13 protein-coding genes are annotated in these 13,615 nt (G+C 37.5%); 11 read left to right on the top strand and 2 right to left on the bottom strand.

Annotation, left to right across the window (positions count from 1 at the left end; translation table 11 throughout):
- The first annotated feature begins 81 nt into the window (after nucleotides 1-81).
- From V7068_RS13935 to mntR, 4 genes are all read left to right on the top strand, one after another.
- Nucleotides 82-1,098 (top strand): FecCD family ABC transporter permease, encoded by a 1,017-nt coding sequence (locus V7068_RS13935; RefSeq protein ID WP_499713285.1) that lies wholly within the window; start codon nucleotides 82-84, stop codon nucleotides 1,096-1,098.
- Nucleotides 1,091-2,134 carry a FecCD family ABC transporter permease gene (locus V7068_RS13930; protein WP_499713284.1) on the top strand — a complete coding sequence of 348 codons (1,044 nt, stop codon included), beginning with the start codon at nucleotides 1,091-1,093 and terminating at the stop codon, nucleotides 2,132-2,134. Before V7068_RS13935 ends, V7068_RS13930 begins: the two co-directional genes overlap by 8 nt.
- An 11-nt stretch (nucleotides 2,135-2,145) precedes the next feature.
- A complete protein-coding gene (locus tag V7068_RS13925; protein ID WP_499713283.1) occupies nucleotides 2,146-2,898 on the top strand; it encodes an IucA/IucC family C-terminal-domain containing protein in 753 nt (250 codons plus the stop codon).
- 150 nt (nucleotides 2,899-3,048) lie between these two features.
- On the top strand, nucleotides 3,049-3,477 hold the full coding sequence (gene mntR, locus V7068_RS13920; RefSeq protein WP_127761065.1) for a transcriptional regulator MntR: 429 nt from the start codon (nucleotides 3,049-3,051) through the stop codon (nucleotides 3,475-3,477).
- A gap of 212 nt (nucleotides 3,478-3,689) precedes the next feature.
- Here mntR and metA read toward each other — a convergent pair whose 3' ends face one another.
- Nucleotides 3,690-4,598, bottom strand: coding sequence for a homoserine O-acetyltransferase MetA (gene metA, locus V7068_RS13915; protein ID WP_127761064.1), 909 nt, complete (start codon nucleotides 4,596-4,598; stop codon nucleotides 3,690-3,692).
- A gap of 165 nt (nucleotides 4,599-4,763) precedes the next feature.
- On the opposite strand from metA, the gene V7068_RS13910 reads away from it, so the two are divergent.
- The 7 genes from V7068_RS13910 to V7068_RS13880 all read left to right on the top strand — a co-directional run bounded on the left by V7068_RS13910 (nucleotide 4,764) and on the right by V7068_RS13880 (nucleotide 12,679).
- Nucleotides 4,764-5,315 (top strand): hypothetical protein, encoded by a 552-nt coding sequence (locus V7068_RS13910; RefSeq protein WP_403035022.1) that lies wholly within the window; start codon nucleotides 4,764-4,766, stop codon nucleotides 5,313-5,315.
- A gap of 30 nt (nucleotides 5,316-5,345) precedes the next feature.
- Nucleotides 5,346-5,831 (top strand): glutathione peroxidase, encoded by a 486-nt coding sequence (locus V7068_RS13905; protein ID WP_499713282.1) that lies wholly within the window; start codon nucleotides 5,346-5,348, stop codon nucleotides 5,829-5,831.
- Nucleotides 5,832-5,889: 58 nt separating this feature from the next.
- Nucleotides 5,890-7,773: an ABC-F family ATP-binding cassette domain-containing protein gene (locus V7068_RS13900; protein WP_499713281.1), complete on the top strand. Its 1,884-nt coding sequence runs from the start codon at nucleotides 5,890-5,892 to the stop codon at nucleotides 7,771-7,773.
- 345 nt (nucleotides 7,774-8,118) lie between these two features.
- On the top strand, nucleotides 8,119-9,255 hold the full coding sequence (locus V7068_RS13895) for a conserved virulence factor C family protein (RefSeq protein WP_499713280.1): 1,137 nt from the start codon (nucleotides 8,119-8,121) through the stop codon (nucleotides 9,253-9,255).
- Nucleotides 9,256-9,550: 295 nt separating this feature from the next.
- On the top strand, nucleotides 9,551-11,236 hold the full coding sequence (gene ilvD / locus V7068_RS13890) for a dihydroxy-acid dehydratase (RefSeq protein ID WP_499713279.1): 1,686 nt from the start codon (nucleotides 9,551-9,553) through the stop codon (nucleotides 11,234-11,236).
- Nucleotides 11,237-11,378: 142 nt separating this feature from the next.
- Entirely contained in the window at nucleotides 11,379-11,813 is a 435-nt protein-coding gene (locus tag V7068_RS13885; RefSeq protein ID WP_119115234.1) for a BrxA/BrxB family bacilliredoxin, read from the top strand.
- Nucleotides 11,814-11,878: 65 nt separating this feature from the next.
- On the top strand, nucleotides 11,879-12,679 hold the full coding sequence (locus V7068_RS13880; protein ID WP_499713278.1) for a class I SAM-dependent methyltransferase: 801 nt from the start codon (nucleotides 11,879-11,881) through the stop codon (nucleotides 12,677-12,679).
- Nucleotides 12,680-12,714: 35 nt separating this feature from the next.
- On the opposite strand, the gene V7068_RS13875 is transcribed toward V7068_RS13880, so the two are convergent.
- The gene (locus tag V7068_RS13875) at nucleotides 12,715-13,092 is read right to left on the bottom strand and encodes a DnaJ family domain-containing protein (RefSeq protein ID WP_499713277.1); all 378 of its coding nucleotides are present in this window, start codon (nucleotides 13,090-13,092) and stop codon (nucleotides 12,715-12,717) included.
- Nucleotides 13,093-13,615 lie beyond the last annotated feature (523 nt).

The following is a 13,615-nucleotide window of genomic DNA, read 5'->3' as shown; positions in this document are numbered from 1 at the left end:
GCTGAAAGAGAACATATTATGTTCATCCTTGAAGCAGGTTTTTCTAATGGGATGATGTCGAAAAGAATGAATGGTGATTAAATGGGACGAATCGTACGACAAGATAAAATGAAATGGATAGGTTTATTTTTATTAACTCTTTTATTAATTATTTGTATGTTAGCTAGTTTAATGTTTGGAAATACGAATTTTACGTTGATGGATATTTATAAAACGCTAGCATCGTCTAATCCAAAAGATGTAGCACATATCATTATTTGGCAAGAGCGATTTCCACGTATGGTGATTGCTGTTGTGACAGGAGCTTCATTAGCTGTAGCAGGTGTAATCAGTCAACTATTGACGCGTAACCCATTAGGTTCTCCTAGCGTATTAGGGATTAACTCTGGTTCGATTTTTGTTATTGTCGTTTGCGTTGTACTATTACAAATTTCAGATTTACATATTCTTGTTTATTTTGCTTTTTTAGGTGCGTTATTAGCCGCTTTGCTCGTTTATCTTTTAGGTTCACTAGGCCGTGCAAGCACTTCAGCTATCAAAATCGTTTTAGCTGGAATAGCTGTGAATGCGATGTTTGTGTCATTTACACAAATTATCCTATTAATGAATCAAAAAGGGATGAGTGATGTTTTATTTTGGATGGCAGGCACAATTAGCGGGCGAACATTAGATATGATACTAGCTGTATTGCCATACTTACTCGGTTCACTTATTATTACTTGCCTTTTAGGCAGATCGATGAACATTTATGCATCTGGGGAAAGCATTGCCAAAGGTTTAGGACAAAATGTATTCGTTATGAAATTAACATTACTTATTTTAATGGTAGTGTTAGCTGGAGGTTCGTTGGCAGTGATAGGAAATGTTGGCTTTGTTGGCTTAATTATTCCTCACTTAGCAAAATCGATTGTTGGAAGTGGATATCCGTGGTTAACACCGTATTCCATTTTGTTAGGGAGTATCTTTTTATTAATTGCTGATTTAAGTACAAGACTTATTCATCCGCCTGCGGAAATTCCTTTAGGGGTTATTACAGCATTTATTGGGGCTCCGTTCTTTATCTATGTTGCTTTTAAAGGGGGGCATGCACGTGAATGATAGATGGGTTGTTCGTACAAAAAATGAGAGAGTATCTTTTTTTCTGATTAAAAAAGAAGTATATAAAACGATTGCGGTATTCGTCAGTTTAATAGGGGCTCTTTTATTAGGTTTAATGATTGGAACAGATACTATTCCATTGTATGAAATAATCAATTATATCTTTCAATTAGCACCGATTGAAAATGAATTTGCATTAGGTGAATTAAGAATGCCGCGTGTGTTATCGGGCATGATTGTTGGGGCAGCACTGGCTGTGGCAGGATTAATTGTCCAAGGAATTATTCGCAATCCGCTTGCTTCACCAGACGTTATTGGGGTTACGGGTGGTGCTTCTGTGAGTGCCGTTTTATTTCTAACATATTTTAGCGATGGGATGGGTGTTCAGTGGGCCCCAATCTTTGCTATTTTGGGGGCTATTATTACCTTTTTCATCATCTATCTTTTTTCTCTGCATCCATTCATAACGGCAAATCGTCTTGTGTTAATTGGAGTTGGTTTATCGTCACTAGCAAATGCTATTATTTTGTATATTCTTGTTACATCGGCTTCTTTTTCATCAGAAAGAGCGTACTTATGGCTTACTGGAAGTTTGTATGCGGTCAATTGGGTTCAAACAATCTCTATTTTAATTGGTTTCTTCATCTTATTTGTACTGATTCTATGGTCAACACGTAAGTTTGAATTATATGGTTTTGGAGATTCTATTGCACAAGAGCTAGGTTTAAACTTAAAAAGATTTAGAATTGTTTTTTTGCTGTTTGGTGCATTGCTTTGTGGGTTATCTGTCTCCGTTGCTGGTGGAATCGGATTTATCGGTTTATTAACACCACATATTTCACGAAGAATTGTCCATCATCATACTTCACTTCTATTTATTACAACAGCTGGAATCGGAGCTATATTAGTCGTTGTTGCTGATTGGATTGCACGATATGCTTTTCAACCATTAGATATTCCAGTAGGGGTTTTTACATCTGGTATTGGAGCCCCATTTTTTATTTATTTACTTATCAAGAATCGTAATTCATTTTAAGGGTGATATAAATGAACCATTTTGTAACGAATGAGATTTTGGTGTTCAAGAAAAGATTCCATATATGCAACGTATCGCAAATTGATGAAGTAATGCTAGTAACAGATTTGCTGGAGGAAGAGAAGTGTAGATTGTTTCTTCAAAAGCAGATGCAAGAGCTACGAGCACCTAGTTTATCAGTAGCTGCATCGATGTTTTCAAAAAGGTATGCTTATCTTGTGGTAGCATCTACACTTTATAGCATGGTTGAATTTAATAGTGTCTTAAACCTACCGATACAAGCATGCTCATTAAGTACGAAACGAACCTTATATATTCAAGAAAACATGTGCCAATGGAATGAAGGAAAGAATATCGAGAGAGAACAGTGGCGTGAAAACATATTGCGTGAGTTATTTTCTAATCATATAGCACCTATTTGGAATATGCTGAATAAACTATCAGGTATTCCTTCGGCAATATTATGGGAAAATCTATCTGTTCGGATTAACTCTATATATCGTAAACTCTTGGCTCAAGAAATAGCATCTATAAAAAAGCAGAGATTATACAGTGACTTCAATTATTTAAAAGGTACTAGTGGAGAACTGTTTGATTTGTTAGAAAATCCAATTAATCGCTTTTTGAAAATAGGAGAGGACTTGCACATATATCCATATCGTCAAACATGTTGTTTATATTATCAATTAGAAGAAGATTCAGAAGGGATAGGTTATTGCACGAATTGTCCAATTGGTAGAAAGCGCAAATGGAAAGAAAAATAAAAACGATAGGAGTAGTTCATATCCACCTACATCTGTACAGCGTATATAAAATATGGCATCATTAGGATAGTCTTGGGGAGGTAATTCTTGTTTCAGGACTATATGTATAGTACAATTTTTTTTATATGCGTTTGAATGGGAGGATTCTGGATGCCTACACCGAGCATGGAGGATTACATAGAACAAATTTACTTATTAATTGAAGAAAAAGGATATGCGAGAGTTTCTGACATTGCGGAAAACTTGTCTGTTCACCCATCTTCTGTTACGAAAATGGTTCAGAAGTTAGATCAAGAAAAATATTTAATTTATGAAAAGTATCGAGGGCTTGTTTTGACGGCAAATGGTCGAAAAATTGGCCAACGTCTTGTATATCGCCATGAGCTGTTAGAGCAAATGTTACGCTTAATAGGTGTGAAGGAAGAAAATATTTATCAAGATGTAGAAGGAATTGAGCATCACCTTAGTTGGGATTCCATTGATCGTGTAGGAGATCTTGTTGAATATTTTGAAGAGTCTCCTCAGCGTATCGCAGATTTGCGAGCAATTCAAAAAAGAAATGAAGAAAATACTAAATAAGGCCGTTATATACGGCTTTTTTTATTGTAGATGATGAGAAATTATTAAAAAGAGCATGACTCAAAAGGCATCTATTCGACCTTTGAGTTACGCTCTTTTCATTATTAAAAATGCAGCGAATTTAGCATAACATCATGCTGAATTGAGGCATGATGTTATGCCGACTAGCTGGTTTCCTATATTAGAAGAGAGTTCTGAAGAATCTTTCTTTTTCAATCCCATTCGAATGGAGTTAATTGATATACGTAATAATTTAACCAGTTAGAAAACATTAAGCTGCAATGACTTTTCCAGCGATGTAAAGGTGTGTTATCAGGGTTATCTTGTGGAAAATAATTTTCAGGCAGCTGTGTAAAAATGCCGCGTTCATGATCGCGGTGATATTCATCAGCAAGTGTTGTTGCATCATATTCAAAATGACCTGTAATCATAATGTTTTTACCATCCTTGGAAGAAGCGATTAAAACACCAGCTTGATCAGATTCGGCTAAAATTTTTAGCTCAGGATGGTTTTTGATTTTTGCATAATCAATATCTGTATAGCGTGAATGCGGAGCCAAAAAGAAATCATCAAAGCCTCGAACAAGGTTTTCGTTTGGCAACAGGACTTCATGTTTGTATACACCAAAGCATTTTTGTGGTAATTCGTATTTGTGAATGCCGTAATGATGGTACAATGCGGCTTGAGCACCCCAACAAATATGTAGAGTAGATGTGACATTGTCTTTTGACCAATTCATAATGTCTTTCAGCTCTTCCCAGTAGTTGACGTCTTCAAATGGAAGTTTTTCAACGGGAGCTCCTGTAATGATTAAGCCATCGTATCTTTTGTGTTTGACTTCAGAAAATGGTTTATAAAATTGATCTAAGTGAAGCTTGCTTGTATTTTTAGAATTATGCGTGCTAAGACGTAGGAATGAAATATTCACTTGAAGTGGTGTATTGCCTAAAAAACGAAGTAATTGCACTTCTGTTTTTTCTTTTTCAGGCATTAAATTTAAGATTAATATATTTAAAGGGCGAATATTTTGACTAGTCGCACGCTGTTCGTCCATGACAAAAATGTTTTCTTGTTCTAATATTTCTTTTGCTGGCAATTGGCCAGGAATTTTGATTGGCATAGTTCTCCCCCTTTACCCACGATTAAATTAATAATATTTCTATTATATAGAATATTGAAAAATAGGAAAGGGTTTTTTACAAATTCTTATACAGGTTGATGTTTTATAACGTGGTAAAATGAAGAATATAAGCTTGTTGTAAATGAAAATGAGGTGAATGAGTATTTGTTTGACCCAACGGCATTTGATAATATGAAAGTGATACTGGAGGGAGCGGTGTATGACCGGGACTTCTATGGAGATATTCTTGTGATTAAACGAGATGATTTGATGAATTTGGCTACGCTGTCACGACAGTATTCGGTAGAATTTGAATTAAAGGAACCGCGTATACATAAGAAAGTCAGTGGAGGTATCCGTCTGTCAGCTTCTCTTGAAAATTTAAGCTCGGAGTTATTAGCGGGGTATAGTAACGAAAGTTCGAATGGTTCAACCGTAGAGATTTTTGTGAATTTGCTGGAGCAGTTAACAAAAGAGCAGGCGGTATCTATATTAACAGGTTTAGCAGGCATTTGGGGTGAACAACGATCGATTGCTTGGACAACAGTGGCTACCATGATGAATACAAAGCAGGAGTCCTTCTCTTCGACCTTTACGATTTCTTTTGATAGGCTGGTGAAGGAAGACCAGATTGATGACTTAGTCGATATGATTGAGTACTTAATTCAATCGTTGCAATGGATGGAAACGTTTTTTAAAAAAGGCATGAATCAGTAGTATCAACTTATATAGTTGGGAGAGATTAGCGTGTCTATCTATCATTTCGAAGTAAATAAAATCAATGGTGAGAAAATTTGGCTTGAGGAATATGCAGGAAAGGTTATTGTTATTGTGAATACGGCAAGTAAATGTGGGTTTTCTCCTCAATATGGAGATTTGCAAAAGTTGTATGAGCGCTATAAAGAAGAAGGTCTAGTCGTTTTAGGGTTTCCATGCAATCAGTTTCTTGGTCAAGAGCCTGGAGATTCATTAGAAATTGATACGTATTGCAAATTAAATCATGGAGTTACTTTCCCTATCTTTGAGAAAGTACATGTAAATGGAAAACAGGCTCATCCATTGTTTGACTATTTAACTGAACATGCACCCGGAATGATGGGGTCCAAATCGATTAAGTGGAATTTTACGAAATTTTTAATTGATCGAGAGGGAGAGATTGTAAGCCGTTATGCTCCTCAAACAAAACCGTTTGAAATGGAAGAAGATATCAAGAAATGTTTGCATAAACAATGAGGGAACAATAGACCTTTACTAGGTTATAACTAATAGATTGGGGAATGGGATAGACGATATGAAAGTGTTTAGCATGGAGAAAGTAACGAAAACACAAGGTGAAAAGCTGCTTTTTAAAGATATTTCTTTTTCGGTTTCAGAAGGAGAAAAGATAGGGATTGTTGGTATTAATGGAACGGGGAAATCGACGTTATTAAATATTATTGCAGGCAAGGAAGAGAGCGATATAGGCGAGAAAACTCATCCGAATGATTATCGCATTTCTTATTTATCGCAAGATCCGAATTTTGATGAATCGTTAACGATGATGGAATATATGTTTGCAAGTGATACTCCGATTTTTTCATTAATTAGAAAATATGAAAAAACACTTGTCGAGTTACAAAACGATCCGGAAAATTCAACTCTTCAAAATCGCTTATTACAAGAACAGCAGGAAATGGATGCACTAAATGCATGGGATACAAGTGCGAATGCGAGAACTGTTTTATCGAAGCTTGGAATGCAGGATTATTCAAAAACATTAGGACAATTATCAGGTGGCCAGAAGAAGCGAGTAGCACTTGCCAAGACGCTAATTGAGACACCGGATTTATTGATTTTGGATGAGCCGACAAACCATTTAGATTACGACAGTATTAAGTGGCTTGAGGATTATTTAGTGAAATATCCTCGCGCTGTTTTATTCGTTACGCATGATCGTTATTTCCTGGACAATGTTTCTAATAAAATTTGGGAAATAGCAAACAGTTGCCTTTTTGAATACAAGGGAAATTATGCGGCCTTTTTAGAAGCTAAAGCCATTCGTGAGGAAAATGAGTCGATTGAGCGCGGTAAAAAAGAAAGCTTGTTTAAAAAGGAATTGGCTTGGATTCGTACAGGAGCAAAAGCGAGAACAACGAAACAAAAGGCGAGAATTCAACGATTTGAGTCTCTAGAGTCTGGTTTGAAGCATAAAGGTAATAACGATCAATTAGAAATGGAGTTAAGTGGAGCACGACTTGGAAAAAAGGTGCTGGAACTAAAGTCGATTTCGAAGTCCTTTGGAGCGGAACCTATTATCGAGAATTTTTCGTTTCTTTTTAAACCAGGTGATCGAATTGGGATTGTTGGTAGCAATGGCAGCGGAAAATCGACGTTATTAAATATTTTAGCAGGTCGTGAACGAATTGATGCTGGTGAAATAGAAGTTGGTCAAACGGTGAAGATTGGCTACTATACTCAGGAAAATGTCGATATGAATGAAAATATGCGAATGATTGAATATATTCGTGAAACGGCTGATTCAATTCAATTAAAGGATGGCAGTTATATTTCGGCTGCACAAATGCTTGAGCGTTTCTTGTTTCCGATGCATACTCATGGGACACCGATTCGCAAGCTATCGGGTGGAGAGAAGCGCCGTCTTTATTTATTAAGCATTTTAATGTCAGCTCCAAACGTGTTACTGCTAGATGAGCCGACCAATGATTTAGATACGCAAACATTAACAGTGCTTGAAGATTATTTAGAAACATTTGCAGGCGTTGTTATCACCGTGTCACATGATCGCTATTTCTTAGATAAGACGTGTCAGCAATTGTTTGTGTTTAAGAAAAAAGCAGATATCCAATTTTATTACGGTAGCTATTCAGAGTTTTTAGAAGAAAAAATAGAAGAAGTGGTCGTGGAAAAGGCAGTTGAGGCGCCTCCTGTCCAAAAGCGTACCGAAAAGAAAAAGAAGAAATTAACGTATGCTGAAACGAAAGAATGGGAAGAGATTGAGGGCAAGATGGAAGAAGTAGAACAAAGACTAGCCGAAATTACTGAGGAAATGTCAGCAGCCGGAAGTGATTTTGGAAAGATTCATGTGCTCGTAGAAGAAGAACGTGAACTGAATGAAAAGTTAGAATATATGATGGAAAGATGGACATATTTAGCAGAGAAGCTGGAAGAGGAATAACAGTGAGGAGGCTGTCCCAAAAGTCATGAACATGGCTTTCGGGGCAGCCTTTCCGTTTGTTGAACAATTATCCTCCTCAGATTATTACTTTTTTACCGTCCTCAAACAGTATGTTTAAGGACAAAAATCGAGAAATCCGGCCAGGAAAATGTCGTTCATCAGAGCCATGAACAACAAAATCCAGTAAAGGAATAGAGTTCTCCATTGGATTTTCATTAATGCTTTTTATTTTAGGGGCTTTTTAGACAGCTCCTTCTTTTCGTTCAGTCCGGATTGCATGAGATTCTCCGTTGAATATGATAAAATCGATGGAGCGAACAACGTGTGAATGAAGGAGAGTAAATAATGCAAATTAAATCAATCGAACCTACACCAAGTCCAAATACAATGAAAATTAATTTAACAGAAGAACTGCCAGCTGGTAAAAGCAACAATTATAAAAAAGATGGGGCGGATCAAGCGCCAGCACTTATTCAAGAATTGTTTAAAATTGACGGTGTGAAAGGCGTGTATCATGTAGCCGATTTTTTAGCTGTAGAGCGGAATGCGAAATATGATTGGAAAGATATATTAGTTCAAATCCGTCAAGTGTTTGGTGAGGAAACAGCTGAGCAGTCGCAGCAAACAGCGATGCTTGAACATTTCGGCGAAGTAACGGTCATGATTCAACAATTTAAAGGCATTCCAATGCAAATCAAAATGAGTGATGGAAATAGTGAGAAACGATTTGCCCTGCCGGATTATTTTGTTAAAGCGGTAGCAGCTGCTCAAAAAGAAGATGACAATGTTGTGATGCTTCGTAAATGGAAAGATTATGGAGTACGCTATGGAGATATGGAGGAAATCGGAAAAGAGGTAGCAGATGAGCTTGTCGCTGCTTATCCAGAGGAACGAGTCAATCAATTAGTCGCAGCTGCACAGGAGGCACAGGATAAAAAAGACCCAATCGTTAAGCGACCTAAAATCAAACTTACTGCAGATATGCTTGATGATGAAAATTGGGAAAAACGCTATCAAGCATTAGAGCAAATGGAAGATCCGACCGTGGAGGATCTTCCTCTACTCGAAAAAGCATTAGAGGATAACAAAGTGTCTATTCGTCGTCTAGCCGTTGTGTATTTAGGAATGATTGAGGATCCAAAAGTTTTACCAAGTTTGTATAAAGCGTTGAAAGATTCTAGTGCAGCTGTTAGAAGAACAGCGGGTGATTGTCTGTCTGATTTGGGATTTGAAGAAGCGATGGATGAAATGGCGCAAGCATTAGCGGATAAAAATAAGCTTGTCAGATGGAGAGCAGCAATGTTTCTCTATGAAGCAGGAAATGAGTCAGTGCTGCCTGCCTTAAAACAAGCAGAGAAAGATCCAGAGTTTGAAGTCGCACTACAAGTAAAGATGGCGATTGACCGCATTGAAAATGGAGAAGCAGCAAAAGGCTCTGTTTGGAAGCAAATGACGGAAGCAAGACAAGCGGATGAGAGATAAGCCTTATGAAAACCTTATATAAAGGAAAAATAAAAAAGTAGCCTTCATGGTTACTTTTTTATTTTTTAAGAAGTTTAACTTTTCTAAAGGATTAAAGTGTAAGAAAAGACTTCGACTTTCGCCATTAGGAGTGATAAGTCGTGCTTTTCTAATTATTTATTTTTTGTAAAGCGCTTTTTAAGAGTAGAACGGTTGCATTTGTCTCTAAATATGTTAGAATTTTTAGAGAATAGTGAATGGTTGAACTACACTAAGTAATCAAACATTTTAGTTTAAATTGGGGGTATCACATCAAATGTCTAAACCAAAAATGAGAAGTGACATGATTAAAAAAGGTTTCGACCGTGCTCCACACCGCAGCTTATTGCGTGCAGCCGGCGTTAAAGAAGAAGATTTCGGTAAACCGTTTATTGCGGTTTGTAACTCTTATATTGATATTGTTCCTGGACATGTACATTTACAGGAATTTGGTAAAATTGTAAAAGAAGCCATTCGCGAAGCGGGCGGAGTACCATTCGAATTTAATACAATCGGTGTAGATGACGGAATTGCAATGGGACATATTGGAATGCGTTATTCACTGCCAAGTCGTGAAATTATCGCAGATTCTCTTGAAACGGTTGTTTCTGCGCACTGGTTTGACGGAATGGTTTGTATTCCAAACTGTGACAAAATTACACCAGGTATGATGATGGGTGCTCTTCGTGTGAATATCCCAACGATGTTTGTTAGCGGAGGACCGATGAAAGCTGGTAAAGATAAAAATGGGAAACCGCTTTCCTTATCTTCTGTTTTTGAAGGAGTAGGTGCTCACCAAGTCGGCAAAATTGACGATGAAGCTTTATTAGAGCTTGAACAATACGGTTGCCCAACATGCGGTTCTTGTTCAGGAATGTTTACAGCGAACTCCATGAACTGTTTAGCTGAAGGTTTAGGACTTGCTCTTCCTGGTAACGGTACAATCTTAGCTGTATCAGAAGACCGTAAAGAGTTTGTTAAAAAATCTGCTAAGCAATTAATGGAATTAATTAAATTAGATATTAAACCTCGCGATATCGTAACAATCGATGCAATTGACAATGCATTTGCTTTAGATATGGCAATGGGCGGATCGACGAATACGGTTCTTCATACATTGGCATTAGCTCATGAAGCTGGATTCGAATACCCAATTGAGCGCATTAATGAAATAGCAAATCGTGTACCGCATCTTGCGAAAATTGCTCCAGCTTCAGACTACCATATTGAAGATGTACACAATGCTGGCGGCGTAAGTGCAATCATTAACGAACTATTGAAAAAGCCAGGTGCTTTCAATGGTGATCGTATTACAGTAACAGGAAAAACACTTCGTGAAAATGTAGCAGGCTGTGAAATTTTGGACAAGGATGTTATTCGTCCATTAGATAATCCACATTCAGAGCGTGGAGGCCTTGCTGTATTATTTGGTAACCTTGCACCGAACGGCTCTATTATTAAAGTAGGAGCGGTTGATAAATCAGTAGGCGGCTATCACAGAGGCCCTGCTATTTGCTTTGATTCACAAGAAGATGCATTACGAGGCATTGCGAAAGGTCATGTTAAAGAAGGTCATGTTGTTGTTATTCGCTATGAAGGTCCAAAAGGTGGACCAGGTATGCCGGAAATGCTGGCACCTACTTCGCAAATCGCCGGAATGGGTCTTGGAGCGAAAGTTGGCTTAATTACAGATGGACGTTTCTCAGGTGCATCACGCGGAATCAGTATTGGTCATATGTCTCCAGAAGCAGCGGAAGGCGGCCCAATTGCATTTGTTGAAGATGGCGATATCATTGAATTAGATTTAGAAAACCGTACAATCACATTAGAAATTTCGGATGAAGAGTTTGAAAAACGTAAATCTAACTGGAAAGGTTTTGAACCAAAAATAAAAACAGGCTACTTAGCGCGTTATTCTAAACTTGTTACGAATGCTAGCACAGGCGGAGTAATGAAAATCTAATACGTCTGCAGCAGTGAAACAGCAGTGGAAACTTAGCGTTTCTGCCGCTGTTTTTCTTTGGTAAGCGCGATTTTTGCATAATCTTCATAAAGTATAGTATCCTTATAATTATCATTGTTGTTTTTTGAGGAGGAATGTTAGTATGTCAATGGCATATGAGGAATACATGAGACAGATGGTCATGCCAATGCGTCAAGAATTAGTGCAAGCAGGTTTTCAACAATTACAAACAGCAGAAGAAGTTGAAAACTTTATGGAATCGGTAGAAGGAACAACACTTGTTGTTGTAAATTCTGTATGCGGCTGTGCAGCTGGCTTAGCTCGTCCAGCAGCTACTGAAGCAGTTGCAGAGACTAGCAATAAACCAGATCACATTGTGACTGTATTTGCTGGTCAAGATAAAGAAGCAACAGCTAAAATGCGTGAATACTTCGTTGGAATTGAACCTTCATCTCCATCAATGGCTATATTAAAAGGGAAAGAAGTCGTTCACTTTATTCCACGTCATGATATTGAAGGAAACTCATTAGAAGCCATTAAAGATAATTTGCTGATTGCATTTGATAATGTAAAATAAGTGTTTGGAAAAATGCCTTGTGTATGCAACAAGGCATTTTTTAAGTAGAAATAGGAGCTATCTATATGTTTATTACTACAGCAGGAAGAACAGACGAGCATTCCATTGAGCTTGCTCAGCAAGTAGGACGTGAACTCGATATTCCGTATGTCGCGCGTTGTAAGCGTTCTGTGAAAGCGGTACAAGAAGCTGGAAATGGAGCAGATTGTATCGTATATGGGAAAAACCGTATTGAATTACATCGTTTTGGAGAGCAAGCCCCCTTCTTTTTTCATCCTAATGTAGCGATGATCCGTATTAAAAGGCTTTTACAAGGAGAAAGCGACCCTTATCTTGCAGCGGGGAACATTACAGCTGGCAGCACCGTGCTAGATTGTACGCTCGGTCTTGGAGCCGATGCGATTGTCGCAAGTTTTGCTGTAGGAGATTGCGGTCGAGTTGTGGCATTAGAGGATAATCGTTTGCTTGCTTTTCTTGTGGCTCATGGATTAAACACATGGGAAGACGGTGAGAATTCGATCATTCAAGCGATGCGCCGAGTAGAAGTGAAGTGTATACATCATTTTGAAGCGCTTAAGCAAATGGCCGATAATAGCTTTGATGTGGTATATTTTGATCCAATGTTTGAAGAAAGCATTCTTGAATCGGATGGTATTCGAACACTTACACATTTTGCGATGACACATTCTTTAACAGAAGCGATTATAGAAGAAGCGAAGCGTGTTGCTCGGAATCGGGTCGTACTGAAAGATCACTTTCGCAGTTTACGATTTGAGCAATTTGGTTTTCAAGTATTGAAGCGGAAAACAGCGAAATTTCATTATGGTTTTCTCCAAGTGAATCAAGAGCCTGAGACCTTAGAATGATGAATGAGGTGCCAGGCTTTTATTTAAATAAAGAATTAATTTTTTCTTATGCGCATTTGAATTTTTGTATCATATTTTTTAAAAGCATTGCTATTTGTGGTGTTGCGTTTTTGCAGGACCTGGTTAAATTGAAGGAGTTTTTGGTTGAGCTTTTGTTGTAGAACTAGCTTTTCTTCTGGGTCGTGACAGCAAGCGATTAAATCTTCTATTTGCATTAATTCTTTTCGATAGTTTTGCTCATCTTCCAACATCTTAGCATTTTTTAATAGACTATAGGCCATTCGAAGGTCTTGAGGGATAGCTGATAAATCTTCTATGATAAGAGGTTTTCCCTTTCCGGGTAAATGGTCAAATTCTCCATTATTCATGGCTTGTTTAATCTTTTCTTCGGCTATAATATGAACAAAATCCATTTCTTACTTTCTCCTCTCGTATACAATTCATCTTCAGCTAGTATATCATTTGTTTTTGGGGAGGAGTAAGCACTTATCATGAGCAAAATGAAACAACCTATGCTTTATCAATATAGGGCACAGGTCGCATAGTATTTAATTAATCAGCGAGTGTTAAATAAATAAAGTAACCTAACGTTAGAATACAAAGGATGACTGCTAAGAAACTCCATTCCATCTCTTTCTCCTCCTTATGAAAAGTATCCTCTACATAGTTTAATTCGATGCGAACCAGTCAATTCCTTTAATTTACAGATTTTCCGAACGATAAAGCCCACTTCTTTAGAGGTGGGATGATAGTGAGGTCGAACCAGACGTGTCTCGTGACACGTTAATGGTTCGATTTTTTTCGTATTGTGGGCGTATTTCTTGTATAGGGAACGTATGTTCTTATATAATGGTTGTATAGAAAACAAGAGAGGAGGAAAAAAACATGTTTGTCACACATTCATTTCGTATTCCCTATGAGGAATATCTATATGAA

The organism is Bacillus sp. JJ634 (assembly GCF_036962285.1).
GTDB lineage: Bacteria > Bacillota > Bacilli > Bacillales > DSM-1321 > Peribacillus > Peribacillus asahii_A.
Note: the sequence above shows the minus strand (reverse complement) of the source record. Positions and strands in the feature narration are given on the sequence as shown.

Excerpts from the sequence above, each read along its gene's own strand:
- mntR (WP_127761065.1), top strand. The coding sequence starts at position 3,049 with ATGCCTACACCGAGCATGGAGGATTACATAGAACAAATTTACTTATTA.
- V7068_RS13885 (WP_119115234.1), top strand. The coding sequence starts at position 11,379 with ATGTCAATGGCATATGAGGAATACATGAGACAGATGGTCATGCCAATG.
- ilvD (WP_499713279.1), top strand. The coding sequence starts at position 9,551 with ATGTCTAAACCAAAAATGAGAAGTGACATGATTAAAAAAGGTTTCGAC.
- V7068_RS13935 (WP_499713285.1), top strand. The coding sequence starts at position 82 with ATGGGACGAATCGTACGACAAGATAAAATGAAATGGATAGGTTTATTT.
- V7068_RS13900 (WP_499713281.1), top strand. The coding sequence starts at position 5,890 with ATGAAAGTGTTTAGCATGGAGAAAGTAACGAAAACACAAGGTGAAAAG.
- metA (WP_127761064.1), bottom strand. The coding sequence starts at position 4,598 with ATGCCAATCAAAATTCCTGGCCAATTGCCAGCAAAAGAAATATTAGAA.
- V7068_RS13880 (WP_499713278.1), top strand. The coding sequence starts at position 11,879 with ATGTTTATTACTACAGCAGGAAGAACAGACGAGCATTCCATTGAGCTT.
- V7068_RS13875 (WP_499713277.1), bottom strand. The coding sequence starts at position 13,092 with ATGGATTTTGTTCATATTATAGCCGAAGAAAAGATTAAACAAGCCATG.
- V7068_RS13895 (WP_499713280.1), top strand. The coding sequence starts at position 8,119 with ATGCAAATTAAATCAATCGAACCTACACCAAGTCCAAATACAATGAAA.
- V7068_RS13925 (WP_499713283.1), top strand. The coding sequence starts at position 2,146 with ATGAACCATTTTGTAACGAATGAGATTTTGGTGTTCAAGAAAAGATTC.